This is a genomic window from Burkholderia diffusa (assembly GCF_902499115.1).
Classification (GTDB): domain Bacteria; phylum Pseudomonadota; class Gammaproteobacteria; order Burkholderiales; family Burkholderiaceae; genus Burkholderia; species Burkholderia diffusa.
In genome coordinates, this window is sequence record NZ_CABVPN010000016.1 from 1 (window position 1) to 26,705 (window position 26,705).

27 protein-coding genes and 1 tRNA gene are annotated in these 26,705 nt (G+C 64.0%); 2 read left to right on the forward strand and 26 right to left on the reverse strand.

The genetic code is table 11. The features are described from left to right. The first annotated feature begins 206 nt into the window (after positions 1–206). A complete protein-coding gene (locus BTE28158_RS17435) occupies positions 207–998 on the forward strand; it encodes an oxepin-CoA hydrolase, alternative type (RefSeq protein WP_151049403.1) in 792 nt (263 codons plus the stop codon). A 170-nt stretch (positions 999–1,168) separates the two neighbouring features. Then, positions 1,169–1,861 (forward strand): glutathione binding-like protein, encoded by a 693-nt coding sequence (locus BTE28158_RS17440; protein ID WP_151049401.1) that lies wholly within the window; start codon positions 1,169–1,171, stop codon positions 1,859–1,861. A gap of 51 nt (positions 1,862–1,912) precedes the next feature. Here the strand turns inward: BTE28158_RS17440 and BTE28158_RS17445 are convergent, their stop codons facing one another. The 26 genes from BTE28158_RS17445 to pnp form a co-directional block, all read right to left on the reverse strand. Beyond that, complete coding sequence (locus BTE28158_RS17445) at positions 1,913–2,389, reverse strand: MaoC family dehydratase (protein ID WP_151049399.1); 477 nt, start codon at positions 2,387–2,389, stop codon at positions 1,913–1,915. Further along, positions 2,386–2,847, reverse strand: a complete 462-nt coding sequence (locus BTE28158_RS17450) for a MaoC family dehydratase (RefSeq protein ID WP_151049397.1) — start codon at positions 2,845–2,847, stop codon at positions 2,386–2,388. The genes BTE28158_RS17445 and BTE28158_RS17450 overlap by 4 nt, the downstream gene beginning before the upstream one ends. A 34-nt stretch (positions 2,848–2,881) precedes the next feature. Beyond that, a complete protein-coding gene (locus BTE28158_RS17455) occupies positions 2,882–4,015 on the reverse strand; it encodes an acyl-CoA dehydrogenase family protein (RefSeq protein WP_151049395.1) in 1,134 nt (377 codons plus the stop codon). A gap of 19 nt (positions 4,016–4,034) precedes the next feature. After that, positions 4,035–5,231: an acyl-CoA dehydrogenase family protein gene (locus BTE28158_RS17460; protein ID WP_124626884.1), complete on the reverse strand. Its 1,197-nt coding sequence runs from the start codon at positions 5,229–5,231 to the stop codon at positions 4,035–4,037. A 54-nt stretch (positions 5,232–5,285) separates the two neighbouring features. Next, positions 5,286–5,708 carry a DUF1178 family protein gene (locus BTE28158_RS17465; protein WP_059680603.1) on the reverse strand — a complete coding sequence of 141 codons (423 nt, stop codon included), beginning with the start codon at positions 5,706–5,708 and terminating at the stop codon, positions 5,286–5,288. 136 nt (positions 5,709–5,844) lie between these two features. Continuing rightward, a complete protein-coding gene (locus BTE28158_RS17470; RefSeq protein ID WP_059468101.1) occupies positions 5,845–6,435 on the reverse strand; it encodes an NUDIX domain-containing protein in 591 nt (196 codons plus the stop codon). 41 nt (positions 6,436–6,476) lie between these two features. Next, on the reverse strand, positions 6,477–6,773 hold the full coding sequence (locus BTE28158_RS17475) for a DUF2818 family protein (RefSeq protein ID WP_059533192.1): 297 nt from the start codon (positions 6,771–6,773) through the stop codon (positions 6,477–6,479). Beyond that, the gene (nuoN, locus tag BTE28158_RS17480; protein ID WP_174911940.1) at positions 6,773–8,227 is read right to left on the reverse strand and encodes an NADH-quinone oxidoreductase subunit NuoN; all 1,455 of its coding nucleotides are present in this window, start codon (positions 8,225–8,227) and stop codon (positions 6,773–6,775) included. The genes BTE28158_RS17475 and nuoN overlap by 1 nt, the downstream gene beginning before the upstream one ends. Before the next feature lie 36 nt (positions 8,228–8,263). Further along, complete coding sequence (locus tag BTE28158_RS17485; RefSeq protein WP_059600434.1) at positions 8,264–9,754, reverse strand: NADH-quinone oxidoreductase subunit M; 1,491 nt, start codon at positions 9,752–9,754, stop codon at positions 8,264–8,266. An 18-nt stretch (positions 9,755–9,772) separates the two neighbouring features. Next, complete coding sequence (nuoL, locus tag BTE28158_RS17490; RefSeq protein ID WP_059533198.1) at positions 9,773–11,827, reverse strand: NADH-quinone oxidoreductase subunit L; 2,055 nt, start codon at positions 11,825–11,827, stop codon at positions 9,773–9,775. 17 nt (positions 11,828–11,844) lie between these two features. Next, complete coding sequence (gene nuoK / locus BTE28158_RS17495) at positions 11,845–12,150, reverse strand: NADH-quinone oxidoreductase subunit NuoK (protein WP_004185739.1); 306 nt, start codon at positions 12,148–12,150, stop codon at positions 11,845–11,847. Between the two features lie 18 nt (positions 12,151–12,168). Next, entirely contained in the window at positions 12,169–12,819 is a 651-nt protein-coding gene (locus BTE28158_RS17500; protein WP_059600433.1) for an NADH-quinone oxidoreductase subunit J, read from the reverse strand. Between the two features lie 114 nt (positions 12,820–12,933). Then, positions 12,934–13,422, reverse strand: coding sequence for an NADH-quinone oxidoreductase subunit NuoI (gene nuoI / locus BTE28158_RS17505; protein WP_009691265.1), 489 nt, complete (start codon positions 13,420–13,422; stop codon positions 12,934–12,936). A gap of 15 nt (positions 13,423–13,437) precedes the next feature. Then, a complete protein-coding gene (nuoH, locus tag BTE28158_RS17510) occupies positions 13,438–14,505 on the reverse strand; it encodes an NADH-quinone oxidoreductase subunit NuoH (RefSeq protein ID WP_059533202.1) in 1,068 nt (355 codons plus the stop codon). After that, entirely contained in the window at positions 14,506–16,836 is a 2,331-nt protein-coding gene (nuoG, locus tag BTE28158_RS17515) for an NADH-quinone oxidoreductase subunit NuoG (RefSeq protein WP_059600432.1), read from the reverse strand. An 84-nt stretch (positions 16,837–16,920) separates the two neighbouring features. Beyond that, a complete protein-coding gene (nuoF, locus tag BTE28158_RS17520; protein ID WP_006756904.1) occupies positions 16,921–18,231 on the reverse strand; it encodes an NADH-quinone oxidoreductase subunit NuoF in 1,311 nt (436 codons plus the stop codon). Beyond that, positions 18,228–18,713: an NADH-quinone oxidoreductase subunit NuoE gene (nuoE, locus tag BTE28158_RS17525; protein ID WP_006478266.1), complete on the reverse strand. Its 486-nt coding sequence runs from the start codon at positions 18,711–18,713 to the stop codon at positions 18,228–18,230. The genes nuoF and nuoE overlap by 4 nt, the downstream gene beginning before the upstream one ends. A gap of 168 nt (positions 18,714–18,881) precedes the next feature. Beyond that, positions 18,882–20,135 carry an NADH-quinone oxidoreductase subunit D gene (locus BTE28158_RS17530; protein ID WP_006750459.1) on the reverse strand — a complete coding sequence of 418 codons (1,254 nt, stop codon included), beginning with the start codon at positions 20,133–20,135 and terminating at the stop codon, positions 18,882–18,884. A 9-nt stretch (positions 20,136–20,144) separates the two neighbouring features. Then, positions 20,145–20,747, reverse strand: coding sequence for an NADH-quinone oxidoreductase subunit C (locus tag BTE28158_RS17535; protein ID WP_059600431.1), 603 nt, complete (start codon positions 20,745–20,747; stop codon positions 20,145–20,147). 21 nt (positions 20,748–20,768) lie between these two features. Continuing rightward, a complete protein-coding gene (locus BTE28158_RS17540; RefSeq protein WP_006398799.1) occupies positions 20,769–21,248 on the reverse strand; it encodes a NuoB/complex I 20 kDa subunit family protein in 480 nt (159 codons plus the stop codon). A 62-nt stretch (positions 21,249–21,310) separates the two neighbouring features. Beyond that, positions 21,311–21,670 (reverse strand): NADH-quinone oxidoreductase subunit A, encoded by a 360-nt coding sequence (locus BTE28158_RS17545; protein ID WP_006398798.1) that lies wholly within the window; start codon positions 21,668–21,670, stop codon positions 21,311–21,313. 154 nt (positions 21,671–21,824) lie between these two features. Next, positions 21,825–21,909: transfer RNA gene (locus tag BTE28158_RS17550), tRNA-Leu, on the reverse strand. 111 nt (positions 21,910–22,020) lie between these two features. Next, entirely contained in the window at positions 22,021–22,398 is a 378-nt protein-coding gene (gene secG / locus BTE28158_RS17555) for a preprotein translocase subunit SecG (protein WP_124903393.1), read from the reverse strand. Positions 22,399–22,470: 72 nt separating this feature from the next. Then, positions 22,471–23,226: a triose-phosphate isomerase gene (gene tpiA, locus BTE28158_RS17560; RefSeq protein ID WP_124903391.1), complete on the reverse strand. Its 756-nt coding sequence runs from the start codon at positions 23,224–23,226 to the stop codon at positions 22,471–22,473. A 141-nt stretch (positions 23,227–23,367) separates the two neighbouring features. Then, the gene (locus BTE28158_RS17565; protein WP_124626875.1) at positions 23,368–24,387 is read right to left on the reverse strand and encodes an NAD(P)H-quinone oxidoreductase; all 1,020 of its coding nucleotides are present in this window, start codon (positions 24,385–24,387) and stop codon (positions 23,368–23,370) included. A 140-nt stretch (positions 24,388–24,527) separates the two neighbouring features. Next, a complete protein-coding gene (gene pnp, locus BTE28158_RS17570) occupies positions 24,528–26,675 on the reverse strand; it encodes a polyribonucleotide nucleotidyltransferase (RefSeq protein ID WP_059600427.1) in 2,148 nt (715 codons plus the stop codon). Positions 26,676–26,705: the final 30 nt, after the last annotated feature.

Consider the following 26,705-nt stretch of genomic DNA (forward strand, 5'->3'; position numbering starts at 1 on the left):
CTTCACTTCGGCATCCGGAATTTGCGCGTCAGCACCGCCGACAAGCTCGCGCGTTGGCCTATTAATCAGCGTTTCCCTAGTCTAAAGCAGTTTCGCGTCTGTCACGACAACAACGCATCCGCTGCGGCGGCACCCTCACGGGTATGCGCATGCGCCCGCGTAGCATGCGGTGCCGCAGCCTCGCCATCCGATGGAGACACACTCGCATGAGTGCTGAACTGCTGGCCTCGCGTCCGCCCGAGAGCGAATCGACGCTCGTCCTCACGCTGTCCAATCCCGGCGCACGCAACGCGCTGCATCCCGACATGTATGCGGCCGGCGTCGAGGCGCTCGCCACCGCCGAGCGCGACCCCGCCATTCGCGCGGTCGTGCTCACGGGTGCCGATCGCTTCTTTTGCGCAGGCGGCAACCTGAACCGGCTGCTCGACAACCGCTCGAAGGATCCGTCCTATCAGGCCGACAGCATCGATCAACTCGCCGCGTGGATCACGGCGATCCGCGCAGCGACCAAGCCCGTGATCGCGGCAGTCGAAGGTGCGGCGGCCGGCGCGGGCTTTTCGCTCGCGCTCGCGTGCGACCTGGTCGTTGCCGCGCACGACGCGAAGTTCGTGATGTCGTACGCGCGCGTCGGCCTCACGCCCGACGGCGGCGGCTCGTGGTTCCTCTCGCGCGCACTGCCGCGTGCGCTCGCCGCCGAAATCCTGTTCGAGGGCAAGCCCGTCGCGGCCGACCGCCTGCATGCGCTCGGCGTCGTCAATCGGCTCGCCGTGCCCGGTGCCGCGCTGTCCGACGCGCTCGCGTGGGCCGACTCGCTTGCCGGCATCTCGCCGAACGCGCTCACGCGCATCAAGTCGCTGCTCGACGATGCGGCCGCACAGCCGCTCGATGCGCATCTGGACACCGAGCGCGATCACTTCGTCGCATCGTTGCATCATGCGGACGCATTCGAAGGGATTACCGCATTCCTCGAGAAACGCCAACCGCACTACAGGCGCTGATACGCAAGCCCTCGCCGTAGCGGCGTTTCGGTCGCCGCAACGCCATGCACGCGCAGGCGCGCGGCCGCACGTTTCCGTCGCCTGCAGCCCGCATCGATCCATGCTCTAATGACCGCCTGTCGCGGCGCCCCGCCGGCGCCGTTTTCGCGCATGCAATAATGGAGTTGACGATGATCGACGTCTACAGCTGGGCGACCCCGAACGGCCACAAGGTACACATCATGCTCGAGGAAACGGGCCTCGCGTATCGTGCGCATCCGGTCGATATCGGTGCGGGCGACCAGTTCAAGCCCGAATTCCTGAAGATCAGCCCGAACAACAAGATCCCCGCGATCGTCGACTCGGACGGCCCCGGCGGCAAGCCGATCTCGCTGTTCGAATCGGGCGCGATCCTCGTGTACCTGGCGGAAAAGACCGGCAAGTTCCTGCCAACCGAGCCGGCCGAGCGCTACGCGACGCTCGAATGGCTGATGTTTCAGATGGGCGGCGTCGGCCCGATGCTCGGGCAGGCGCATCACTTCCGGCTGTATGCGCCGGAGAAGATCGAGTACGCGGTCAATCGCTACACGAACGAAGCGAAGCGCCTGTACAACGTGATGGAAAAGCGTCTCGGCGAATCCGAATTTCTCGCCGGCGACACGTACACGATCGCGGACATTGCGACGTTCCCGTGGACGCGCTCGTGGCAGAATCAGGGCATCGCGCTCGACGAACTGCCAAACGTGAAGCACTGGCACGAAACGATTGCCGCGCGTCCGGCCGTGCAGCGCGGCGTCGAAGTACTCGCATCGCTGCGCAAGCCGCTGCAGGACGACAAGGCGCGCGAAATGCTGTTCGGTGCGACGCAATACGCAAAGCACTGACGAACCACGCAACAAGCGACGCGGCGGCATCCATCGACGCCGCCGCGCGCATCAGAAATAGTGCAGCGTAATGAATTCCGCCGCGCAAACGAGCAACGGCACGTCCGGACGCTCGACCTGCATCGACACAGACCACGTCACCTGCACGCCGCCCTGAGCGGCCTCTGCGGCTTCCTTCACCGCGAACAGCGCGCGCACGCGTGCGCCGACCGGCACCGGCTTCAGGAATCGCACGCGGTTCAGTCCGTAGTTCACGCCCATCTTCTGCTCGAAGCGCATCGCATCGGTCATCAGCGCGGGAATCAGCGACAGCGTCAGGAATCCGTGCGCGATCGGGCCGCCGAACGGCGACTCGCGCCGCGCCCGCTCGGGATCGACGTGAATCCACTGATGATCGCCGGTGGCGTCGGCAAAACTATCGACGCGACGCTGGTCGATCTCGACCCAGCCGCTCGCGAGCGGCTCCGCGCCGACCCGCTCGTGCAGCGCTTGCGCCGACGCGATAAGTGGCACTGTCACGTCCGTCATGCGCCTACCCCTTGCGGATGACGCAGTCCGAAGATCACCTTGGTATGCACGGTGATCACCGTGTCGCCGGCACCGTTGACGCCGATCCACTCCGTCGACACGATGCCGCGATCGGGCTTGCTCGCCGACACGCGCTTGTCGTGGACCTTCTGGTACATCGTGATCGTGTCGCCGGCACGCACGGGCTTTAGCCAGCGGATCGAGTCGATGCCGGGCGAGCCCATGCTGGTCGAATCCGGCCCCAGCTTCTTGATGAGCAGGCTCATGAACACCGAACACGTATGCCAGCCGCTCGCAACCAGTCCACCGAACGGCGATGCCTTGCCGGCCGCTTCATCGAGGTGGAACGGTTGCGGATCGTAGCGTAGCGCGAACGCCTTGATGTCGTCCGATTCGAACGTATAGCGGCCGATTTCGGTCGTACTGCCGACTTCCAGATCTTCGTAACTGATACCCACTGTCTATCTCCTCTGGCGCGCTCACGCGCCGCCGTCATGCCGCGTCGGTTTGCGCGAAATCCGGCAGGGCCGCAATGCGCGCAAGATGATGATCGGTGTCGCCGAGTGTCGTCTCGATGATCGACAGCCGCTTGAACAGGTGTGCGGCGGCTACCTCATTGGTCACGCCCATGCCGCCGTGTAGTTGCACCGCCTGCTGCCCGACGAAGCGTGCGGCCGCGCCGACCCGCGCCTTCGCGGCCGACACCGCCTTGCGACGGGCATCGGCATCGCCGCCCGCGTAACGCACCGCAGCCAGGTAAGTCAGCGAGCGCGCCTGCTCCGCATGAATCAGCATGTCGACCATCCGGTGCTGCAGTGCCTGGAAACGTGCAATCGGTACGCCGAACTGTTCGCGCGTCTTCGTGTATTCGACCGTCACGCGGTTCAGCTCGTCGAGTGCACCGACCGCTTCCGCGCAAAGCAGGAAGGTCGCGTAATCGGCAATCTGCTCGAGTGCGGCCGCATCGCGTGCGCCGCCCGTCAGCTGCCGCGCAGGCGTGTCACGCAGCTCGATCGTCGCAGCGCGCTGGCCGTCGATCGTCCGGTAGTCGACGAGTTTCGCCCCCGCGGCATCGCGCTCGACGACGAACAGGCCGATGCCGCCGCCGTCTACCCGAGCGGGTACGATCCACGCATGCGCCTGGGCGCCGTGCTGAACGACCGACTTGGTTCCGGTCAGTCGGTACGTGCCGCCCTGCTCACGCGCGTGTGTATCGAGTGCGTACAGGTCGTAGCGCGCCCGCGGTTCGTGGAACGCAACGGCCAGGCGCTTCTGCCCTTGTGCGACCGCTTCCAGCAGCGCAGCATCGTCACCCGTGCCGGACCCGGCGACACGCAGCGCCTCGATGCCGACCGCCGTCGCCCAGTACGGCTCGACCACGAGTGCACGGCCGAGCTCCTGCATCGCGACCAGCATGTCGACCGGGCCGCCGCCGAAACCGCCCTGTGCATCCGGCACGGGCAGCGCGGTCAGGCCCAGCTCCGCGAATGCGCTCCATTGCGCGTCCGACACGCCGGCATCGCTTCGCACGATGCCCTGGCGTGCGTCGAAACCGTATTGCTCGCCGAGATAACGACGCAGCGCGTCGGCAAACTGTTGCTGCTCATCGGTAAAGCTGAAATCCATGGTTGTCTCCGTTCCCTGATCACAGCCCCAGGATCATCTGCGCGATGATGTTCTTCTGAATCTCGTTCGAACCACCGTAGATCGACGTCTTCCGGTAATTGAAGTAGTAGGCCGCGAGCGGCGCGGCATCATCGTCGCCCGCGCTGCTGTGTTCACGTTCGCCCTCGAGGAACGGAACGTCGAACGGCGCGGCGAGCGGCCCGATCGCCTCGAACATCAGCTCGGTAAGCGCCTGCTGCACCTCGGTGCCCTTGATCTTCAACATTGATGCCTCGGGGCCCGGCCCCTTGCCACTCGTCTCGCGGCTCACGACACGCAGCACCGTCACCTCCAGCGCCATCAGCTCAACTTCGAGCGCGGCAACCTTCGCGGCAAACACGGGATCGGCGAGCAACGGCTTGCCGTTCTTGCGCTGGTTCGACGCCACGCGTTTCAGGAATGCGAGCTCGCGCTTCGACGCGCCGACGCGTGCGATGCCGGTGCGCTCGTGGCCCAACAGGTATTTCGCGTAAGTCCAGCCGCGGTTTTCATCGCCGACGAGATTCTCGACGGGCACCTTCACGTCCTCGAAGAACACCTCGTTGACTTCGTGATCCTCGTCGAGCGTGATGATCGGGCGCACCGTGATGCCAGGCGTCTTCATGTCGATCAGCAGGAACGAGATGCCCTCCTGTTTCTTCGCCGCCGGATCGGTGCGCACGAGACAGAACATCATGTCCGCGTACTGACCCAGCGTCGTCCAGGTCTTCTGGCCGTTGACGACGTAGTGGTCGCCATGACGCTCGGCACGCGTGCGCAGCGATGCGAGATCCGACCCGGAGCCCGGCTCCGAATACCCCTGGCACCACCAGTCGGTACCGTCGAGAATGCGCGGCAGATAGTGGCGCTTCTGCGCTTCGCTGCCGTATTTCATCAGCACCGGCGCGACCATCGATACGCCGAACGGCAGCACGGTCGGCGCGCCGATGCGTGCGCACTCCTCATCCCAGATGTGGCGCTGCGTCGCGTTCCATTCCGGACCGCCATATTCGGCCGGCCACGCGGGCGCGGACCAGCCGCGCTGGCCGAGAATCCGGTGCCAGCTCGCGAAATCCTCGCGGTCTAGTCGTTTGTGATCGAGTACCTTGGCGCGCAGTGCATGAGGCAGGTTGGCCTCGAGCCAGACGCGGACGTCGACGCGGAACGCGTCGTCGGCGGGGGAGTAATCCAGATCCATGCGCAGTGTCTCCTTGCCGCGGCCGTCCGGCCCGGCAAGGACACACTGCGTACGTCATTGCAGCGGTTCTTTCAGCGCGGCAGGAATCGGTAGCGGCATCACGTCGATGCCTTCTTCGACCAAGGATTGCGCATCCTCCGGCGTCGTGACGCCACGAATGCTGCGCGCCGGCGCCTCGTTGTAATGAATGCGCCGCGCTTCCTCGGCGAAGCGCTCGCCCACGTTCTCGGTCTTCTCCAGCACCTCGCGCAGTGCGCGCATCACCTGCGCCTGCAACGCACGCGGATCGGCCGGCGGCGCCTGCGTCGCACCCGACAGGTTAAGGCGCGGCGCCGACGGCATCCGGTTGATCTCGGTCGTCCCGCACACCGGACATTCGACCAGCTTGCGGGACAACTGCGCTTCGAACTCATCGGCGGAAGCGAACCAGCCTTCGAACCGATGACCGTGCGGGCACTGTAAATCGAGGACCTTCATGCTGAATCAGGGCGTGTGGCGAGTGTAGCGCAAAACGCGCTTTTGTGAACGATCGTGCTAAACGAGGATCGCGCGGCCGGACAGCGGCCGCGTCACAGAATTGTAACGCGGCGCCCCACTCGCCGCTGACGCGCCGTCAGGGCTTCTCGACCGGGCCGAGCGGCCAGGTGCCGGACAGCACCTTGTCGAGCCACATTGCGCCGATGATCGTCTTCACGTCAGTGATCTGGCCTGTGCGCACCCACTCCTGCAGGTCGGGCAGCGTCGCCGTGAAGGTTTCGAGGAATTCGCCTTCGTCGAGCTTACGCTCGCCGGCCGTCAGGCCGCGCGCGAGATACAGGTCGATGAATTCGGTCGAATAGGAAATGATCGGGTGAATTCGGGCAAGGAACACGTATTCGCGCGCCGTGTAGCCGGTTTCCTCGCGCAGTTCGCGCACCGCGCAGGCGAGCGCGCCCTCGTTCGGATCAAGTTTGCCGGCAGGGAATTCGGCCATGACCTTGCCGATCGGATAGCGATACTGGCTTTCCATCAGCACGCGGCCGTCGTCGAACAGCGGGATCACCATCACCGCGCCGGGGTGCTGGACGTATTCGCGCGTGGCCTGCTTGCCGTCGGGCAAACGAACGGTATCGCGCTTCAGCTTGAGGAACGAGCCGTCGAAAATCGCCTCGCTCTCGAGGCAGGTTTCGGTCAGTGCGGCGTCGTGATTGGGTAGTTCGGCCATCGGCGGGCTCCGGAGGAATGAGCACGCGACGGCCGAAGCCGTCAGCGTCGTTTGACGAGATACTGGAACGTGAAGCCGGGAAACGCGAATACAACGAAAAGACTGAACGTGATCGCGTAGAACTGCCAGCCCTGTTCGAAGCGGTTGCCGGCGCGCGACTCGAGCCAGAAGCCGAGCGCACCGACGACGAAATACAGCACGATCAGTTCGCCGATCCGAACCCACGCGTTCTTCTTCGTCGCACCGATCGGCACGACGGCGAAAAGGCGTTGGTTCAGGAACGGTACGTTGGCGCATACGAGCGCCAACAGCACGATGAACCAGCCGGCTGCCGACATTACAGCGGCAGCGTGTGACGGATCGCCTGCAGGCAGGCCGTCAGCAGCGGGCTCGGGATCAGGCCGAGCACCACGACTGCAATACCGTTCAGCACGAGGATCGTGCGCTTGCAGAAATCGCCGGTGACCGGAGTCGCGTCCTGCGGGGCATCGAAGTACATCAGCTTGACGATGCGCAGGTAGTAGAACGCGCCGAACAGCGACGTGATCACGGCCAGCACGGCCAGCCACGTGAGACCCGCGTTGACGGTCGCCTCGAGCACCGCGAGCTTCGCGTAGAAACCAACGGTCGGCGGGATACCGGCCAGCGAGAACATCATGACCATCATCACGAACGCGAACACCGGGCTGCGCTTGTTCAGGCCCTTGAAGTCGTCGATCGTTTCCGCTTCGAAATCGCGGCGTGCGAGCAGCATCACCACGCCGAACGAGCCGAGCGTCGTGATCAGGTAGACGATCGCGTAGAACATCGCCGAGCTGTACGCGTTCGCCGGTGCGGCCGCGTCGCCCTTCACGATGCCGGCGAGCAGGCCGAGCAGCACGAAGCCCATGTTCGAGATCGCCGAGTACGCGAGCATCCGCTTGATGTTGCGCTGGACGATACCGGTGATGTTACCCACGATCAGCGACAGCGCGGCGAGGATCACGAGCGCGGTCTGCCAGTTCTGAGCGAGCGGCAGCAGGCCCATCACCAGGAAGCGCAGGCCCCACGCGAACGCGGCAACCTTCGGGCCGCCGCCGACGAACAGCGTCATCGCGGTCGGTGCGCCCTGGTAGACATCCGGCACCCACATGTGGAACGGCACGGCGCCGAGCTTGAACGCGATACCGGCGACGATGAAGACCACGCCGAACATCAGCACGGCCGCGTCGGTGTTGCCGCCGACCGCCTTGTACACCTCGCCCAGCTCAAGCGAGCCGGTCGCGCCGTAGAGCATCGAAATGCCGTACAGCACGAAGCCCGACGCGAGCGCGCCCAGCACGTAGTACTTCATCGCGGCTTCGCTCGACTGAGCGACATCGCGGCGCAGCGCGATGACGGCGTACAGCGACAGCGACATCAGTTCGAGGCCGAGGTACAGCGTCAGGAAGTTGTTGCCCGACACCATCACCAGTTGACCGAGCAGCGAGAACATGCCCAGCAGGAACACGTCGCCGCGGAACATGTCGCGGTCTTCGAGGTACTTGCGCGAATAGACGAGCGAGACCGCGAAGCCGAGCGACACGACGGCCTTCATCATGCTCGCGAACGAGTCGACGACGACCATCCGCGAGAAGAAGTAATACTGCTGCGGGTCCAGCGCCTGCACCGCGAACCACACGCCGGCAACGACCGACGAAACCACCGCGATCAGATAGGTCAGGCGGCGGCCAGCAGCACCGGTAAAGGTGTCGTTCAGCCATGCGACGACGACGGCGACCATCACCAGCGCGTCAGGCAACAGGACATTCATAGGAGCGTTCATGATCTTGATTTCCTCCGCTCGCGATTACTGGGCCAGCGGCAGCTTGGACTGCGCGACGTGGGAGAGGAGGTTTTCCACGGAAACGTGCATCACGTCGGTGAAAGGCTTCGGATACAGACCCATCAGCAGCGTGAACGCGGCGAGCACGGCCAGCATCACGAATTCGCGACGGCCGATGTCCTTCAGCTTTGCAACGTGATCGTTCGCGACCGCGCCGAAGTACACGCGCTTGTACATCCACAGCGTGTAGGCGGCGCCGAGGATCAGCGTGAATGCCGCGCCGAATGCGATCCAGAAGTTGTACTGGACAGCCGCGAGAATCACCATGAACTCGCCGACGAAACCCGAGGTACCCGGCAGGCCGCAGTTGGCCATCGAGAACAGCATCGCAAATGCCGCGAACTTCGGCATCACGTTCACGACGCCGCCGTAATCGGCGATCTGGCGCGAGTGCACGCGGTCGTACAGCACGCCGATGCACAGGAACATCGCGCCCGACACGAAGCCGTGCGAGATCATCTGGACGATCGCGCCTTCGACGCCGAGCTGGTTGAAGATGAAGAAGCCGAGCGTGACGAAGCCCATGTGCGCGATCGACGAATACGCGACCAGCTTCTTCATGTCGGCCTGCACCATCGCGACGAGGCCGATATAGATCACCGCGATCAGCGACAACGTGATCACGACAGGTGCCAGGAAGTGGCTTGCGTCAGGCGTGATCGGCAGCGAGAAACGCAGGAAACCGTACGCGCCGAGCTTCAGCATGATTGCCGCCAGCACGACCGAGCCGCCCGTCGGCGCTTCCACGTGCGCGTCCGGCAGCCAGGTGTGCACCGGCCACATCGGCACCTTCACCGCGAACGCGAGGAAGAATGCAATGAACAACAGGATCTGCGGCGTCATCGCGATCTTGGCGTTCTGCCACGTCGCGAGGTCGAACGAATGCGTCTGCGTGTACAGGTAGATCAGCGCGACCAGCATCAGCAGCGAGCCGGCCAGCGTGTACAGGAAGAACTTGAACGCCGCGTACACGCGGTTCGGGCCGCCCCACACGCCGATGATGATGTACATCGGGATCAGGGTCGCCTCGAAGAACACGTAGAACAGCAGGCCGTCGGCCGCCGAGAACACGCCGATCATGATCCCGGACAGGATCAGGAACGCCGCGAGGTACTGCGCGACGTTCTCGGTGATCACTTCCCACGCGGCGATCACGACGATCACCGTGATCAGCGCGGTCAGCACGACGAACCACATCGAGATGCCGTCGACGCCGAGGTGATACGCGATGTTGAAGCGCTCGATCCAGGTCGACTGTTCGACGAACTGCAGCGCAGCCGTGCTCGAGTCGAAGCCCGTGATCAGCGGAATCGTGACCGCGAGACCGAGCAGCGAACCGATCAGCGCGACCCAGCGGGCCGTCCCCGGATTTTTGTCGTTACCCACCGCGAGCACGAGGAGGCCGAAAACGATCGGCAACCAGATCGCGGTACTGAGAATCGGAAAAGCGTGCATTAGTGTTGTCCCCCCGCCTTATTTGCCGCCGAGCGTTACAAACAGGGTCAGGAGCCCCAGCATGCCGATGATCATGGCGAACGCGTAGTGATAGATGTAACCGGATTGGAGGAAGCGGATCACGCCGGCGAACCAGCCGATGAACCGCGCGCTGCCGTTGACGAGACCGTCGATCACGACGACGTCGCCTTCCTTCCACAGGCCGCGGCCGATCGCCACCGAACCACGGGCGAACACCACTTCGTTGATCTTGTCCATGTAGTACTTGTTGTCCAGCAGCGTGTAGATCGGACCGAACGCGCGGCGGATCGACGCCGGCAGCTCCGGACGCTTCAGGTACAGAAACCACGCAACGACGACACCGGCGAGCGCCAGCCATACCGGCAGGCCCGACACCGAGTGCAGGCCCATGCCCACCCAGCCGTGGAACTCTTCGGCCATCTCGGCCAGGGCCGGATGGTTTTCACCGATGAAGATCACCTTGTCGAACGCGACGCCGTGCTGGAAGAAGTCGCCGAACAGCATCGGGCCAATCGCGATCGCACCGATGATCACCGACGGAATGGCCAGCAGGACCAGCGGCACCCACACGACCCACGGGGTCTCGTGCGGCTCGTGCGCGTGGTCGTCATGACCGTGGCCATGGCCGTGATCGTCGTGGCCGTGCGCGGCCGCCATGCCCATCGGCGATTCAGGATGCTTCGGCTTGCGGAAGCGCTCTTCGCCGTGGAACACCAGGAAGTACATGCGGAACGAGTAGAGCGCCGTGACGAACACGCTCGCGACAACCGCGAAGTATGCGAAGCCCGAACCCGGCAGGTGCGACAGCTTCACCGCGTCGATGATCGAGTCTTTCGAGTAGAAGCCGGAGAAGAACGGCGTACCGATCAGCGCCAGCGAACCGACGAGCGACGTGATCCACGTGATCGGCATGTACTTGCGCAGGCCACCCATGTTGCGCATGTCCTGGTCGTGGTGCATGCCCATGATCACCGAACCGGCGCCAAGGAACAGCAGCGCCTTGAAGAACGCGTGCGTCATCAGGTGGAACACGGCGACCGGGTAAGCGGACACGCCGAGCGCGACGGTCATGTAGCCGAGCTGCGACAGCGTCGAATACGCAACCACGCGCTTGATGTCGTTCTGGACGATACCGAGGAAGCCCATGAAGAGCGCCGTGATCGCGCCGATCACCGTGATGAACGACAGCGCGGTATCCGACAGCTCGAACAGCGGCGACATGCGCGACACCATGAAGATGCCGGCCGTCACCATCGTCGCCGCGTGAATCAGCGCGGAGATCGGGGTCGGGCCTTCCATCGAGTCGGGCAGCCAGACGTGCAGCGGGAACTGCGCCGATTTACCCATCGCGCCGATGAACAGGCAGATGCAGGCGACGGTCAGCAAGCCCCAGTCGGTGCCCGGGAAGTGCAGGCTTGCGAGCTCGGCACGCTTCGCGAACACTTCGCCGTAGTTCATCGAACCCGCGAACGCCAGCAGCAGGCCGATGCCCAGCAGGAAGCCGAAGTCGCCCACGCGGTTCACGAGGAACGCCTTCATGTTCGCGTAGATCGCGCTCTCACGCGTGAAGTAGAAGCCGATCAGCAGGTACGACACCAGACCCACCGCTTCCCAGCCGAAGAACAGCTGCAGGAAGTTGTTGCTCATCACGAGCATCAGCATCGAGAACGTGAACAGCGAGATGTACGAGAAGAAGCGCTGGTAGCCGTCTTCTTCCGACATGTAGCCGATCGTGTACACGTGCACCATCAGCGAGACGAAGGTCACGACGACCATCATCATCGCGGTCAGCGAATCGACGAGGAAGCCGACTTCGAGTTTCAGCGAACCGACGTTCATCCATTCGTAGACGGTCGCGTTGAAGCTCGCGCCGCCCATCACGTCGAGGAAGACTTTCGCCGACAGGAGGAACGCGATCAATACGCCGAGGATCGTGATCCGGTGTGCGCCCTTGCGCCCGACTGCGTTCCCGAACAGCCCCGCAATCAGCGAGCCGGCCAGCGGAGCGAGCGGAATCGCCAGCAGCAGGTTTTCATTGAGTGTCGTTGACATAACAGCGTTGCCTGAAATTAACCTTTGAGCTGATCGAGATCCTCGACATTGATCGTGTCGAGCTTACGGAACAGGGTCACCAGAATCGCGAGGCCGATCGCGGCTTCCGCTGCGGCGACGGTCAGCACGAAGAACACGAATATCTGGCCGTGCACATCGCCGAGGTAGTGCGAAAAAGCGACGAAGTTGGTGTTCACCGCCAGCAGCATCAGTTCGATCGCCATCAGGATGATGATGATGTTGCGGCGGTTCAGGAAGATCCCGACGATCGCGATCGCAAAGAGGATCGCGCCGAGCACAAGGTAATGAGCAAGAGTCAGCATGGTTTTCTTTTCCTCCGCTTAGCCGTTGGTGCTCGTACCGGCTTCGCTCTGCGCCGTTTCCGGCTGCGGCTTTTCCGCTTCCATCTTCACGAGGCGCACGCGGTCGTCGCGGCGCACCTTGACCTGATCCGACACGCGCTGCCGCTTGCTGTCCTTGCCCTTGCGCTCGGTCAGCCCGATCGCGGCGATGATCGCAACCAGCAGCACCAGGCCTGCGATTTCAAACGCGAAGATGTAGTCGGTGTAAATCACCTTGCCGATCAGGCGCGTGTTCGACCAGTCGGCCATCGCGCCCGTCGCCATCGCGTGCACCGTGTGGGTGTCGCCGTAGCCGCGCCACAGGATCAGCGCGGTCTCGACCACGATGATCGCGCCGACGACGGTCGCCATCGGTACGAAGCGCTTGAAGTCGCGGCGCAGGTAATCGATGTTGATGTCCAGCATCATCACGACGAACAGGAACAGCACCATCACGGCGCCCACGTACACCAGCACCAGCAGGATCGCGAGGAACTCCGCTTCCAGCAGCATCCAGATCGCGGCGGCGTTGAAGAACGCCAGCACAAGGAAAAGCGCAGACGCCACCGGGTTGCGCGAAGTGATCACCTTCAGCCCTGATACCACCAGGAGCAGCGCGAAGATGTAGAACAGTACGGTCGTGAATTCCATGATTACCGGTTCATCGTTAGGCCATAGTCAGGCGCGGCTTGCGGGACGCTCTCGCGTGCCGCACCCGTCGCGGCGGCTCGGCCCGTTCCTGCCGGGCCGGCACTGCAAACACAATCAACGATACGGCGCGTCGGCGGCCTTCGCCGCAGCGATGTCCTTCTCGTAGCGATCGCCCACCGCGAGCAGCATTTCCTTCGTGAAATACAGGTCGCCGCGCTTTTCGCCGTGGTACTCGAGAATCTGCGTCTCGACGATCGAATCGACCGGACAGCTTTCCTCGCAGAAACCACAGAAGATGCACTTCGTCAGGTCGATGTCGTAGCGCGTCGTGCGGCGCGTGTTGTCCGCGCGCGTTTCCGATTCGATCGTGATCGCCATCGCGGGGCACACTGCCTCGCAGAGTTTGCACGCGATGCAGCGCTCTTCGCCGTTTTCATAGCGGCGCAGCGCGTGCAGCCCGCGGAAACGCGGCGAAATCGGGGTCTTTTCTTCCGGGAACTGCACGGTGAACTTGCGCTTGAACGTGTAACGACCGGTCAGCGCGAGCCCCTTGAGCAGCTCCGTCAGGAAGAAGGTCTTAAAGAAGTGTTGGATTGCCGTCATGATTTCGTCCGATCTTTACTTCACCCAGATGTTGAGCGGCGACATCATCCAGAAGCCGACCACGACCACCCAGATCACCGTGACGGGCAGGAACACCTTCCAGCCCAGACGCATGATCTGGTCGTAACGGTAGCGCGGGAACGTCGCGCGCACCCAGATGAACACCGACAGCAGCGCGAATACCTTCAGCACCAGCCAGAAGATGCCCGGAATGAACGACAGGAATTCGAACGGTGCGTCCCAGCCGCCGAGGAACAGCGTCGCGGCCAGCGCCGAGATCACGATCATGTTGATGTACTCGGCGAGGAAGAACAGCGCGAACGCCATGCCCGAGTAATCGATCATGTGACCTGCGACGATCTCCGACTCCCCTTCCACCACGTCGAACGGGTGACGGTTCGTTTCGGCGATGCCGGACACGAAGTAGACCACGAAGGCCGGCAGCAGCGGCAGCCAGTTCCACGACAGGAAGTTCACCCCGTGGCCGGCGAAGAAGCCGTGCTGTTGCGAGCCGACGATTTCCGACAGGTTCAGGCTGCCGGCCGTCATCAGCACGAGCACCAGCGCGAAGCCCATCGAGATTTCGTACGACACCATCTGCGCCGCGGCGCGCATCGCGCCGAGAAACGCGTACTTCGAGTTCGACGCCCAGCCGGCGAGAATCACCGCGTACACACCGATCGACGAGATCGCCATCGCATACAGCAGGCCTGCGTTCACGTTGGCGAGCACGGCTTCGGCCTGGAACGGGATCACCGCCCACACAGCGAACGCCGGCACGACGGTCATGACCGGTGCGATCAGGTACAGCCAACGGCTGGCGGCGCTCGGCTGAATCACTTCCTTCAGCAGCAGCTTCAGCACGTCGGCGATCGGTTGCAGCAGGCCGCCGGGGCCGACGCGGTTCGGGCCGAGACGCACGTGCATCCAGCCGATCAGCTTGCGTTCCCACAGAATCAGGTACGCGACGCACAGCAGGATCACGACGGCGACGACGAGGATGCGCACGACGGCCCACACCGTCGGCCACGCGACGCCGAGAAGCTGGGCTCCGCCCGCGTTGATCGTATCGAACAAGCTCATTTACGCCTTCTCCACCACCAGTTCACCGGACAGGCTGCCGAGCGCTGCGCCGGCAGGCGTCGCCGCCGACACGCGAACGACCGTCTCCGCAAGATTCGCGTCGCGCACGGCCGGCAACTGCACCGCACGCTCGCCCTGGCGCACGCGCACTGCGTCGCCTTCCTTCAAGCCCAGCTTGTCGAACAGCGCGGCCGGCAGGGCTGCGGCATTCGCTGCCTTCGCGGCAGCCGTCAGGTGCAGCGCACCTGCGCGGCGCACCAGCACGTCGGCGTGATAGATCGGCACATCGGCCAGGCGCTCGAAGCCGCCATTCGCGGCATTCGCCGCGACGCGCGCCGGAGCGACCGACGTCTGGTTCGACAGGCGGCCCGCGACGCCTGCGTCGCCGAGCGCAGCGAGACGCACTTCTTCCGCCGTCTCGTATTCGAAGTTCGGCAGGCCGAGCAGGCTGCCGAGCACGCGCAGCACCTTCCATGCCGGACGCGTGTCGCCGAGCGGGCGCACGACGCCGTTGAAGCTCTGCACGGTGCCTTCCGCGTTGACGAACGTGCCGGACGTTTCCGTGAACGGCGCGATCGGCAGCAGCACGTCGGCGTAATCGAGGCCGTGCTTGAACGGCGACATCACGACGACCATTTCAGCCTGGTTCAGCGCGGCAAGCGCCTGCGCCGGATCGGCCGTGTCGAATTCCGGTTCGACGTTCAGCAGCACGTAGCCCTTGCGCGGCTGTGCGAACGCTTCGCGTGCATTCAGGCCGCCTTCGCCCGGCAGCGCGCCGACGACGTGCGCACCGACCGTGTTCGCCGCTTCCGTGAGGAAGCCGAACGTCGCGCCGGTGTTATCGGCGATCCACTGGGCGACCGCGTGCAGCTTCGCGAATTCCGGATGGCGGACCGCGACGTTGCCGAGCAGCACCGCGCGGCGTTCGCCGTTCGCGAGCGACTGGGCGACCGCTTGCGCAGCCGGCGATGCCGTGACACCCGCGAGCGTGTCGGGCAGCGCGACGCCGCGCAGTTGCGCGACGGCCGCAGCGATGCCGGCCAGCTCGTCGAGCCATGCCGACGGCGCGGCGACGATGCGCTGCGCGGTCGGGATCAGCGAGTCGTCGGCGGTCGCGTGCAGGAAGTGCAGCTTCGCGCCGTTCTTCGCGGCCTGGCGCAGGCGTGCGGCGAACAGCGGGTGGTCGCGGCGCAGGAACGAACCGACGACGAACGCGGCATCCACGCTCGACAGATCGGTGATCGGCATGCCGAGCCACGGTGCACCCTGGACCGGCGCCGAGAAATCCTGCTGCCGCAGACGGAAGTCGACGTTCGGCGTTTTCAGTTCGCTGGCAAGCTGCTTAACGAGGAACAGCTCTTCAGCGGTGCTGTGCGCGCTCGCGAGCATCGCCAGCGCGTTCGCGCCGTGATCCGCGGCGATGCCCTTCAGGCCCTTCGCGACATATTCGAGCGCGGTCTGCCAGTCGGTCTCGATCCACTGGCCGCCCTGCTTCAGCATCGGCTTCGTCAGGCGCTCTTCACTGTTCAGGCCTTCGTACGAGAAGCGATCCTTGTCCGAGATCCAGCATTCGTTGATCGCTTCGTTCTCGAACGGCAACACGCGCATCACGCGGTTGTTCTTCACCTGCACGACGAGGTTCGCGCCGACTGAATCGTGCGGGCTCACCGACTTGCGGCGCGACAGTTCCCACGTACGGGCGCTGTAGCGGAACGGCTTGCTGGTCAGCGCGCCGACCGGGCACAGGTCGATCATGTTGCCCGACAGCTCGGAGTCGACCGTCTTGCCGACGAACGTCGTGATTTCCGAGTGCTCGCCGCGACCCAGCATGCCGAGCTCCATCACGCCGGCGATTTCCTGGCCGAAGCGGACGCAGCGCGTGCAGTGGATGCAGCGCGACATTTCTTCCATCGAGATCAGCGGGCCCACGTTCTTGTGGAACACCACGCGCTTTTCTTCCGAGTAGCGCGACGACGACTTGCCGTAACCGACCGCCAGATCCTGCAGCTGGCATTCGCCGCCCTGATCGCAGATCGGGCAGTCGAGCGGATGGTTGATGAGGAGAAATTCCATCACCGACTGCTGCGCCTTCACGGCCTTGTCGGACTGCGTGCGCACGATCATGCCTGCCGACACGGGCGTCGCGCAGGCAGGCACGGCCTTCGGCATCTTCTCGACTTCGACGAGACACATCCGGCAGTTGGCCGCGACCGACAGTTTCTTGTGATAGCAGAAGTGAGGAATGTACGTATCCGCCTTGTGCGCAGCCTGGATCACCATGCTGCCTTCGGGCACCTCGACCTTCTTGCCGTCTATTTCAAGTTCAACCATGATGGTGAATGGTCCTTAACCTATTTCCGCCCGTTCGCGCCTTCGCCCGACCGTGCGCTCAAATTCCGCAACCGGTGCTTCGCTTCAGGCCGCCGCCGCGTGCGCGTGGCCGCCGACCATGCAGTGCTTATGCTCGACGTGGTACGCGAATTCGTCCCAGTAATGCTTCAGCATCCCGCGTACCGGCATCGCCGCCGCATCGCCGAGCGCGCAGATCGTGCGGCCCATGATGTTCTCGGCAACCGAGTTCAGCAGGTCCAGATCTTCCTGGCGGCCTTCGCCGTGCTCGATACGATTCACGACGCGATACAGCCAGCCGGTGCCTTCACGGCACGGCGTGCACTGGCCGCACGATTCCTCGTAGTAGAAGTACGACAGGCGCAACAGCGAACGCACCATGCAACGCGTCTCGTCCATCACGATCACCGCGCCGGAGCCGAGCATCGAGCCCGCCTTCGCGATCGAGTCGTAATCGAGATCGGTCTGCATCATGATGTCGCCCGGGATCACCGGTGCCGACGAACCGCCCGGAATCACGGCCTTGATCTTGCGACCGCCGCGCATCCCGCCGGCGAGCTCCATCAGCGTCGCGAACGGCGTGCCGAGCGGCACTTCATAGTTGCCCGGACGCTCGACGTCACCCGACACCGAGAAGATCTTCGTGCCGCCATTGTTCGGCTTGCCGATCTCGAGGTAATTCTGCGGCCCGATGGACAGCAGGAACGGCACCGCCGCGAACGTCTCGGTGTTGTTGATCGTGGTCGGCTTGCCGTACACGCCGAAGCTCGCCGGGAACGGCGGCTTGAAGCGCGGCTGGCCCTTCTTGCCTTCGAGCGACTCGAGCAGCGCCGTTTCCTCGCCGCAGATGTACGCGCCGTAACCGTGGTGCGCGTGCAGCTGGAACGAGAATTCCGAGCCCATGATGTTGTCGCCGAGGAAACCCGCGGCACGCGCTTCATCGAGCGCGGCCTCGAAGCGTCGATACACTTCGAAGATTTCCCCGTGGATGTAGTTGTAGCCGACGGTGATGCCCATCGCGTACGCGCCGATGGCCATGCCTTCGATCAGTGCATGCGGGTTCCAGCGCAGGATGTCGCGATCCTTGAACGTGCCCGGTTCGCCTTCGTCCGAGTTGCAGACGAGGTACTTCTGCCCCGGGAACTGGCGCGGCATGAAGCTCCACTTCAGGCCGGTCGGGAAGCCCGCACCGCCACGGCCACGCAGGCCCGACGCCTTCACGTCGGCGATCACCTGCTCCGGCGGAATCTTTTCTTCGAGAATGCGGCGCAGCTGCTTGTAGCCGCCGCGCGCGACGTAGTCTTCGAGATGCCAGTTCTCGCCGTTCAGACCAGCGAGGATCAGCGGTTTGATGTGACGGTCGTGGAGGGACGTCATTTCGAGAGCTCCTCAAGCAGCTGGTCGATCTTCTCGCGGCTCATGAAGCTGCACATTCTGTGATTGTTCACCAGCAGCACCGGCGCATCACCGCAAGAGCCCATGCATTCGCCTTCCTTCAGCGTGAACTTGCCGTCGGGCGTGGTCTCGCCGAAGCCGATGCCCAGCTTCTGTTTCAGGTAGTCGGCAGTCGCTTCCGCGCCGCCGTGCGGGCCAAGCTGGCACGGCAGGTTCGTGCAGAGCGTGATCTTGTGCTTGCCGACCGGTTTGAGCTCGTACATCGTGTAGAACGTCGCGACTTCCTGCACGGCAACGGCCGGCATGCCGAGATAGTCCGCGACGAACTGCATCAGTTCGGGCGACAGCCAGCCGTGCTCTTCCTGAGCAACGGCCAACGCCGACATCACGGCGGACTGTTTCTGATCGGCGGGATACTTCGTCAACGCTCGATCGATTTCCTTCAGGCCTTCAGCTGAGATCATTTTCAGACACGACTCTTTCAATTCCTACCGAACGAACAACCTGCCGCACTGCTGTGCAAGGACGGCAGACCTGGCGCTCACTGTTGACAGCTTGCGAAGCCGCGCCGGTTCAGCGCGCATCGCGTGTGACTTACTGCTCGCCGCCCGCTCGCGCAGGCGGCGCAACCATTAGCGATCGATCTCGCCGAACACGATGTCCTGCGTACCGATGATCGTGACGGCGTCGGCAATCATGTGGCCGCGCGCCATTTCGTCGAGCGACGCGAGGTGCGCGAAGCCCGGTGCGCGGATCTTGAGGCGATACGGCTTGTTGGCACCGTCCGACACGAGGTAGATGCCGAATTCACCCTTCGGATGCTCGACCGCCGCGTACGCTTCGCCTTCCGGCACGTGAAAACCTTCGGTGAAGAGCTTGAAGTGGTGAATCAAGTCTTCCATGTTGGTCTTCATGCCGACGCGCGACGGCGGTGCAACCTTGTGATTGTCCGTCATCACCGGGCCCGGATTCTTGCGGAGCCACTCAATACACTGTTTCGCGATGCGGATCGACTGGCGCATTTCCTCGACGCGCACCAGATAGCGGTCGTAGCAATCGCCGTTCACGCCGACCGGCACGTCGAAATCCATGCGGTCGTACACTTCGTACGGCTGCTTCTTGCGCAGGTCCCACGCGATACCCGAGCCGCGCAGCATCGGACCCGTCAGGCCCATCTGAAGCGCACGCTCCGGGCTGACGACGCCGATCCCGACCAGACGCTGTTTCCAGATCCGGTTGTCGGTCAGCAGCGTTTCGTATTCGTCGACGCACTTCGGGAAGCGCGTGAAGAAGTCGTCGATGAAGTCGAGCACCGAGCCGCTGCGCGCTTCGTTCATCTTCGCGAGCGCCTTCTCGTTGCGAATCTTCGACGCCTTGTATTGCGGCATTGCGTCAGGCAGGTCGCGGTAGACGCCGCCCGGACGGTAGTACGCCGCGTGCATCCGGGCACCGGACACCGCTTCGTACACGTCCATCAGGTCTTCGCGCTCGCGGAATGCGTACAGGAACACCGCCATCGCGCCGACGTCGAGTGCGTGCGCGCCGATCCACATCAGGTGGTTCAGCACGCGCGTGATCTCGTCGAACAGCACGCGGATGTACTGCGCGCGCTCAGGCACGTCGATGCCGAGCAGACGCTCGATTGCGAGCACGTAGCCGTGCTCGTTGACCATCATCGACACGTAGTCGAGACGGTCCATGTACGGCACGGACTGGATGAAGGTCTTGCTTTCCGCGAGCTTTTCAGTCGCGCGATGCAGCAAGCCGATGTGCGGATCGGCGCGCTGGATGACTTCGCCGTCGAGCTCGAGCACAAGGCGCAGCACGCCGTGCGCTGCCGGGTGCTGCGGGCCGAAGTTGAGGGTGTAGTTCTTGATTTCTGCCATGACGCCCCCTTAATGTTTCAGACCGCCATAGCGATCCTCGCGGATCACGCGCGGCGTGATTTCGCGCGGCTCGATCGTCACCGGCTGGTAGACGACCCGCTTCTCTTCCGGGTCGTAACGCATTTCGACATACCCCGACACCGGGAAGTCCTTGCGGAACGGATGGCCGATGAAGCCGTAGTCGGTGAGGATGCGGCGCAGATCGGGGTGACCCTCGAACACGAGGCCGTACAGGTCGAACGCCTCGCGCTCGTACCAGTTTGCGGAGGCCCAGATGTCGACGAGCGATGCCACGATCGGCAGATCGTCGTCCGGAGCGAACACGCGCAGACGCAGGCGCCAGTTGTTCGTGACCGATAGCAGCTGCGACACGGCCGCGAAACGCGGGCCGTCGTAGGCGCCGTCGCCGTAGGTCTGGTAATCGACGCCGCAGAGGTCGATCAGTTGCTCGAAACGGAGCTTCGGATCGTCGCGCAGCATCTTTGCGACTTCGAGGTAATCGCTCGCCTTCACGACGAGCGTCAGTTCACCGATCGCTTCGGTGAGGCTCACCACGCGCGCGCCGAGCGCTGCTTCGAGGTTTGCCTTGAGGGTCTCGATTTTGCTTGCCATATTGAGGGGACGCTCGGGACTTTATTGACGGGCGATGGTGTTGGTGCGGCGGATCTTCGCCTGAAGCTGGATCACGCCGTAGACCAGCGCCTCGGCCGTGGGCGGACAGCCCGGTACGTAGACGTCGACCGGCACGATCCGGTCGCAACCGCGAACCACCGAGTACGAGTAGTGGTAGTAACCGCCACCGTTCGCGCACGACCCCATCGAGATCACCCAGCGCGGCTCGGCCATCTGGTCGTACACGCGGCGCAGTGCGGGCGCCATCTTGTTGCACAGTGTGCCGGCGACGATCATCACGTCCGATTGACGCGGGCTCGGACGGAACACGACCCCGAACCGGTCCAGGTCATAACGGGCCGCGCCCGCATGCATCATCTCGACGGCGCAACACGCGAGCCCGAACGTCATCGGCCACAGCGAGCCGGTACGCGTCCAGTTGATCAGCTTGTCAGCCGTCGTGGTGACAAACCCTTCCTTCAAGACCCCTTCGATACTCATTTGCTTTCCACTCCAGACGAGCGGCCCAGCGTGGCCGCCCATGCAAACCGGCGATTAACCCATCACTCCCAGTCGAGGCCGCCTTTCTTCCAGATATAGGCAAAGCCCAGCAGGAATTCGAGCAGAAAAATCATCATTGCGATGAAACCCGGCCAGCCGATGTCCCGGAGCGCGACGCCCCACGGAAACAGGAATGCGGTTTCGAGATCGAAGATGATGAACAGGATGGCGACGAGGTAGTACCGGACGTCGAATTTCATCCGGGCGTCTTCAAAGGCTTCGAAGCCGCACTCGTACGGTGCGTTCTTCTCGACGTCCGGCTTGTTGGGACCAAGGAGCTTGCCGATGCTGACCAGCGCTATACCTAAACCAGTGCCCACGAGGAGGAACAACAAGACGGGGTAATAGGCTGCGAGGTTCAAGGCAATCCTCTATCGGTTGGTTCTGAGCGTCCGGAGAATACCACTTCCGGCGGAAGGAATCATTTCGGAGTGCTCGCGATCACAAGACAATCGCAAGGCACACCCCAGAAATGAAAAATGCCAGCCACTAGAAGCGGCTGGCATTGAGTAACTTTGGTGCCGACGGCGAGACTCGAACTCGCACAGCTTTCGCCACTACCCCCTCAAGATAGCGTGTCTACCAATTTCACCACGTCGGCACTGCATGCAACTCGGGTTGTGCTGCTTGTTTCCCGCGAATCGCTTCAAGAATTAAATTCTAACCCGAGTTCCAGATTTGTTCAACGCACAAACGCAAAAATTTTGACCTTTTATTTCGGGACATCCTGACCAGGCGCGCTTGCTGCCGAACCTGCGGCAGCGGACGCCGCGACGGCCGGCGCCGACGCTGCGGGCGTCGATGCCGGCGCGGTCGCGGCGGCACCGAGCACGCCCGCCGACGGTGTCGACTTGTACGAACCGAGGTACGTCAGCGCGAGCGTCGCGACGAAGAAGATCGTCGCGAGAATGCCCGTCGTGCGCGACAGGAAGTTGGCGGAGCCCGTTGCACCGAACAGGCTGCCCGACGCGCCGCTGCCGAATGCAGCGCCCATGTCCGCACCCTTGCCGTGCTGCAGCAGCACGAGTCCGATCACACCGAGTGCAGACAGCACCTGCACGACAATAATCAGCGTCTTGAATAACAGCATCACACCCACCCGATTGGATCAGGCAACCGGACCAACCGGCCGCCATCATGGTTCAATTCGATCCCGGACCGCTCAACGTGCGGCCCGGCAGATCGCCAGGAAATCTTCCGCCTTCAGCGACGCGCCGCCGATCAGGCCGCCGTCGATGTCGGGCTGCGCGAACAGCTCTTCCGCGTTGTCCGGCTTCACGCTGCCGCCGTACAGCACCGATACGTCCGCCGCCCCCTTCGCCGCGAGACGCGCCCGCAGGAATGCGTGCACGTCCTGCGCCTGCGCCGACGTCGCGCTCTTGCCCGTGCCGATCGCCCAGACCGGCTCGTATGCGACGACGATGCGGGCGGCTTCGTCAGCCGTCAGCACGGCCAGCACGGCGTCGAGCTGCGCACCGACTACCTGCTCGGTCGCGCCCGCTTCGCGCTCGTCGAGCGTTTCACCGACGCACACGACGGGCGTGAGGCCCGCCGCAAGCGCGCGTTGCGTCTTCGCGGCGACGGTTTCGTTGCGCTCGCCGTGATACGCGCGACGCTCCGAGTGACCGACGATCGCATACCGCGCGCCGAACTCCGCCACCATCGCGGCCGCCACTTCACCGGTGAACGCGCCCTGCTCGTGCGCGGACACGTCCTGCGCGCCGAACGCGACACGGCCGCCGCCGAGCTGCGCCTGAACCTGCGCGAGGTACGGGAACGGCACGCACACGCCGACCGACGTTTCGGCCGGCACCGCACCCGCGCCCTGCATCACTTCGTTCAGCAATGCCTGGTTGCCGGCCAGCCGGCCGTGCATCTTCCAGTTGCCGATCACTCGCTTCGTTCGTTGTTTCGACATCGTGTCTGTCTCGTCACTATCTTGTCATTAACGCACCGGAAACCGGCCCGTCAGGTTGGATCTGGCGAAGCAAACCCGCGATTTTACTGCGCGCGGCTTGAACCGGTCAAACCACACATGTCAAGCCCGTCGCACGGGCCGTCACGCGTTCGCACCCCAATCGAGCACGATCTTGCCGATGTGCTCGCCGCTTTCCATCAGCGCATGCGCCTGGGCGGCCTCCCCTGCCGGCAGCACGCGGTAGATGACGGGTTTGATGCGGCCGTCCGCGAGCAGCGGCCAGACACGCGCCTTCAGCTGCGCTGCGATGCGCGCCTTGAACTCGACCGGCCGCGGACGCAGCGTCGAGCCCGTCACCGTCAACCGGCGGCGCAGGATTTCATTCAGGTTGACCTCGGCCTTCGCGCCGCCGAGCAGCGCGATCAGCACGAGGCGGCCGCCATCCGCGAGCGCGGACAGTTCGCGCGGCACGTACGAGCCCGCGACCATGTCGAGGATCACGTCGACGCCGCGATCGTGCGTCAGCGACTTGACGACCTCGACGAAGTCTTCGGTCTTGTAGTTGATCGCACGCTCGGCGCCGAGCGCCTCGCAGGCACGGCATTTATCGGCACTCCCCGCCGTCGCGAAGACACGAAAGCCGAGCGCGTGCGCGATCTGGATCGCCGTCACGCCGATCCCGCTCGAGCCGCCCTGCACGAGCAGCGTTTCCTGCTCGCCGCCCTCGCCCGCACCGAGCAGCGCGCGGTCGAACACGTTGCTCCACACCGTGAAGAAGGTTTCGGGCAGCGATGCGGCCTCGATGTCAGTCAGCCCGTCGGGCACCGGCAGGCATTGCGGCAGCGGCGCGACCGCATATTCGGCGTAACCGCCGCCCGCGAGCAGCGCGCAGACGCGATCGCCCATCTTCAGGCCGAACGGGTTCAGTGCCGCATCCGACAGGTCACCGCCGACAATCTCGCCCGCGACCTCGAGGCCCGGCAGATCCGACGCACCCGGCGGCGGCGCATACGCGCCCTTGCGCTGGAATACGTCCGGCCGGTTCACGCCGGAAGCCGCCACCTTGATCAGCACTTCGCCGCGCTTCGGTTCGGGGCGCGGACGCTCCGCGAGCTTCAGCACGTCGGGGGCGCCGAATTCGGTGATTTCGATGGCTTTCATGGTGGTCGCTCCAGGATCAGTCGGGGGCGCACCCGTGCGCGGCACGGGCGCCTCGCCGGCGCTGCTGCGCCGCACAACGATGCTACAGAAAAAACGGCCGGCACGCTTTCGCACTGCCGGCCGCTCTTACGCCCGTCCGCTTACTGCTGCGGCGGCGTATCCGACTGCGACGCTGCCGCTGCTTCGTTCAGCAGCGCCTTCGCCGACAGACGCACGCGACCCTTCTCGTCCGTCTGGATCACCTTGACCTTCACCTGCTGACCTTCCTTCAGGTAGTCGTTGATGTCCTTCACGCGCTCGTTGACGATTTCCGAGATGTGCAGCAGGCCGTCCTTGCCCGGCAGCAGGTTCACGATCGCGCCGAAATCGAGCAGCTTGAGCACCGTGCCTTCGTACACCTGGCCGACTTCGATCTCGGCCGTGATGTTCTCGATGCGCTTCTTCGCTTCGGCCATGCCTTCGCTGCTCGTGCTCGCGATCGTCACGACGCCGTCATCCGAGATGTCGATGGTCGTGCCCGTTTCTTCCGTCAGCGCGCGGATCACCGAACCACCCTTGCCGATCACGTCGCGGATCTTTTCCGGGTTGATCTTGATCGTGATCATGCGCGGCGCGAATTCCGACAGTTGCGTGTTCGCACCCGAGACCGCCGACGTCATCTTGCCGAGGATGTGCATGCGGCCTTCCTTCGCCTGCGCGAGCGCGACCTGCATGATTTCCTTCGTGATGCCCTGGATCTTGATGTCCATCTGCAGCGCCGTCACGCCTTGCTCCGTGCCGGCTACCTTGAAGTCCATGTCGCCGAGGTGATCCTCGTCGCCGAGGATGTCGGTCAGCACCGCGAACTTGTTGCCTTCGAGGATCAGGCCCATCGCGATACCCGCGACGTGCGCCTTCATCGGCACGCCGGCGTCCATCAGCGCGAGGCAGCCGCCGCACACCGATGCCATCGACGACGAACCGTTCGATTCGGTGATTTCCGACACGACGCGGATCGAGTAGCCGAATTCGTCGGCGCTCGGCAGGCACTTGACCAGCGCGCGCTTCGCGAGACGGCCGTGGCCGATTTCACGACGCTTCGGCGAGCCGACGCGCCCCGTTTCGCCGGTCGCGAACGGAGGCATGTTGTAGTGGAGCATGAAGCGCTCGCGGTATTCGCCTTCGAGCGCGTCGATGATCTGCTCGTCACCCTTCGTGCCGAGCGTCGCGACGACGAGCGCCTGCGTTTCGCCACGCGTGAACAACGCCGAACCGTGGGTGCGCGGCAGCACGCCGGTGCGGATCTCGATCGGACGCACGGTGCGCGTGTCGCGACCGTCGATGCGCGGCTCGCCGTTCAGGATCTGCGAACGGACGATCTTCGCTTCGATGTCGAACAGGATGTTGCCGACGGTAGCCTTGTCGGCCGCGACCGTGCCGGCCGCCAGCGCGTCTTCCTCGAGCTTCGCCGAGGTCGCCGCGTAGACTTCCTTCAGCTTCGTCGAACGCGCCTGCTTGTCGCGCAGCTGGTAAGCGGCGAGCAGGTCGCCGTGCGCCAGTTCCGTCACGCGCGCGATCAGCGCCTCGTTCTTCGGTGCCGGCTGCCAGTCCCACTCGGGCTTGCCACCTTCGCGCACGAGTTCGTGGATCGCGTCGATCGCCGTCTGCATCTGCTCGTGACCGAACACGACCGCGCCCAGCATCACGTCTTCCGGCAACTGGTCGGCTTCCGATTCGACCATCAGCACCGCGCGCTCCGTGCCGGCGACGACGAGATCGAGGCTCGATGCCTTGATCTGGTCACGCGTCGGGTTCAGCACGTATGCGTTGTCGATGTACGCGACGCGCGCGGCACCGACCGGACCGTTGAACGGCAGGCCCGACACGGCGAGCGCAGCCGATGCACCGATCAGCGCGGGGATGTCCGCCGGGATTTCCGGGTTCACGGACAGCACGTGGATCACAACCTGCACTTCGTTGTAGAAGCCTTCCGGGAACAGCGGGCGCAGCGGACGGTCGATCAGGCGCGACGTCAGCGTCTCGTGTTCCGACGGACGGCCTTCGCGACGGAAGAAGCCGCCCGGGATCTTGCCGGCCGAGTAGGTCTTTTCGAGGTAGTCGACGGTCAGCGGGAAGAAATCCTGGCCCGGCTTTGCCGACTTCGCGCCGACGACGGTTGCCAGCACGACGGTGTCTTCCACGTCGACGATCACGGCACCGCTCGCCTGGCGAGCGACTTCACCGGTTTCGAGGCGCACCTTGTGCTGGCCCCACTGGAATTCCTTCACGACCTTGTTGAACATGGACATGGTTGCTCCTTTGAATTCATTCATTTCATT

What these genes read in the sequence shown, in the direction of transcription:
- BTE28158_RS17435 (WP_151049403.1), top strand. Translation starts at nt 207, where the DNA reads ATGAGTGCTGAACTGCTGGCCTCGCGTCCGCCCGAGAGCGAATCGACG.
- BTE28158_RS17440 (WP_151049401.1), top strand. Translation starts at nt 1,169, where the DNA reads ATGATCGACGTCTACAGCTGGGCGACCCCGAACGGCCACAAGGTACAC.
- BTE28158_RS17445 (WP_151049399.1), bottom strand. Translation starts at nt 2,389, where the DNA reads ATGACGGACGTGACAGTGCCACTTATCGCGTCGGCGCAAGCGCTGCAC.
- BTE28158_RS17455 (WP_151049395.1), bottom strand. Translation starts at nt 4,015, where the DNA reads ATGGATTTCAGCTTTACCGATGAGCAGCAACAGTTTGCCGACGCGCTG.
- BTE28158_RS17460 (WP_124626884.1), bottom strand. Translation starts at nt 5,231, where the DNA reads ATGGATCTGGATTACTCCCCCGCCGACGACGCGTTCCGCGTCGACGTC.
- BTE28158_RS17465 (WP_059680603.1), bottom strand. Translation starts at nt 5,708, where the DNA reads ATGAAGGTCCTCGATTTACAGTGCCCGCACGGTCATCGGTTCGAAGGC.
- BTE28158_RS17470 (WP_059468101.1), bottom strand. Translation starts at nt 6,435, where the DNA reads ATGGCCGAACTACCCAATCACGACGCCGCACTGACCGAAACCTGCCTC.
- BTE28158_RS17475 (WP_059533192.1), bottom strand. Translation starts at nt 6,773, where the DNA reads ATGTCGGCAGCCGGCTGGTTCATCGTGCTGTTGGCGCTCGTATGCGCC.
- nuoN (WP_174911940.1), bottom strand. Translation starts at nt 8,227, where the DNA reads ATGAATGTCCTGTTGCCTGACGCGCTGGTGATGGTCGCCGTCGTCGTC.
- BTE28158_RS17485 (WP_059600434.1), bottom strand. Translation starts at nt 9,754, where the DNA reads ATGCACGCTTTTCCGATTCTCAGTACCGCGATCTGGTTGCCGATCGTT.
- nuoL (WP_059533198.1), bottom strand. Translation starts at nt 11,827, where the DNA reads ATGTCAACGACACTCAATGAAAACCTGCTGCTGGCGATTCCGCTCGCT.
- nuoK (WP_004185739.1), bottom strand. Translation starts at nt 12,150, where the DNA reads ATGCTGACTCTTGCTCATTACCTTGTGCTCGGCGCGATCCTCTTTGCG.
- BTE28158_RS17500 (WP_059600433.1), bottom strand. Translation starts at nt 12,819, where the DNA reads ATGGAATTCACGACCGTACTGTTCTACATCTTCGCGCTGCTCCTGGTG.
- nuoI (WP_009691265.1), bottom strand. Translation starts at nt 13,422, where the DNA reads ATGACGGCAATCCAACACTTCTTTAAGACCTTCTTCCTGACGGAGCTG.
- nuoH (WP_059533202.1), bottom strand. Translation starts at nt 14,505, where the DNA reads ATGAGCTTGTTCGATACGATCAACGCGGGCGGAGCCCAGCTTCTCGGC.
- nuoG (WP_059600432.1), bottom strand. Translation starts at nt 16,836, where the DNA reads ATGGTTGAACTTGAAATAGACGGCAAGAAGGTCGAGGTGCCCGAAGGC.
- nuoF (WP_006756904.1), bottom strand. Translation starts at nt 18,231, where the DNA reads ATGACGTCCCTCCACGACCGTCACATCAAACCGCTGATCCTCGCTGGT.
- nuoE (WP_006478266.1), bottom strand. Translation starts at nt 18,713, where the DNA reads ATGATCTCAGCTGAAGGCCTGAAGGAAATCGATCGAGCGTTGACGAAG.
- BTE28158_RS17530 (WP_006750459.1), bottom strand. Translation starts at nt 20,135, where the DNA reads ATGGCAGAAATCAAGAACTACACCCTCAACTTCGGCCCGCAGCACCCG.
- BTE28158_RS17535 (WP_059600431.1), bottom strand. Translation starts at nt 20,747, where the DNA reads ATGGCAAGCAAAATCGAGACCCTCAAGGCAAACCTCGAAGCAGCGCTC.
- BTE28158_RS17540 (WP_006398799.1), bottom strand. Translation starts at nt 21,248, where the DNA reads ATGAGTATCGAAGGGGTCTTGAAGGAAGGGTTTGTCACCACGACGGCT.
- secG (WP_124903393.1), bottom strand. Translation starts at nt 22,398, where the DNA reads ATGCTGTTATTCAAGACGCTGATTATTGTCGTGCAGGTGCTGTCTGCA.
- tpiA (WP_124903391.1), bottom strand. Translation starts at nt 23,226, where the DNA reads ATGTCGAAACAACGAACGAAGCGAGTGATCGGCAACTGGAAGATGCAC.
- BTE28158_RS17565 (WP_124626875.1), bottom strand. Translation starts at nt 24,387, where the DNA reads ATGAAAGCCATCGAAATCACCGAATTCGGCGCCCCCGACGTGCTGAAG.
- pnp (WP_059600427.1), bottom strand. Translation starts at nt 26,675, where the DNA reads ATGTCCATGTTCAACAAGGTCGTGAAGGAATTCCAGTGGGGCCAGCAC.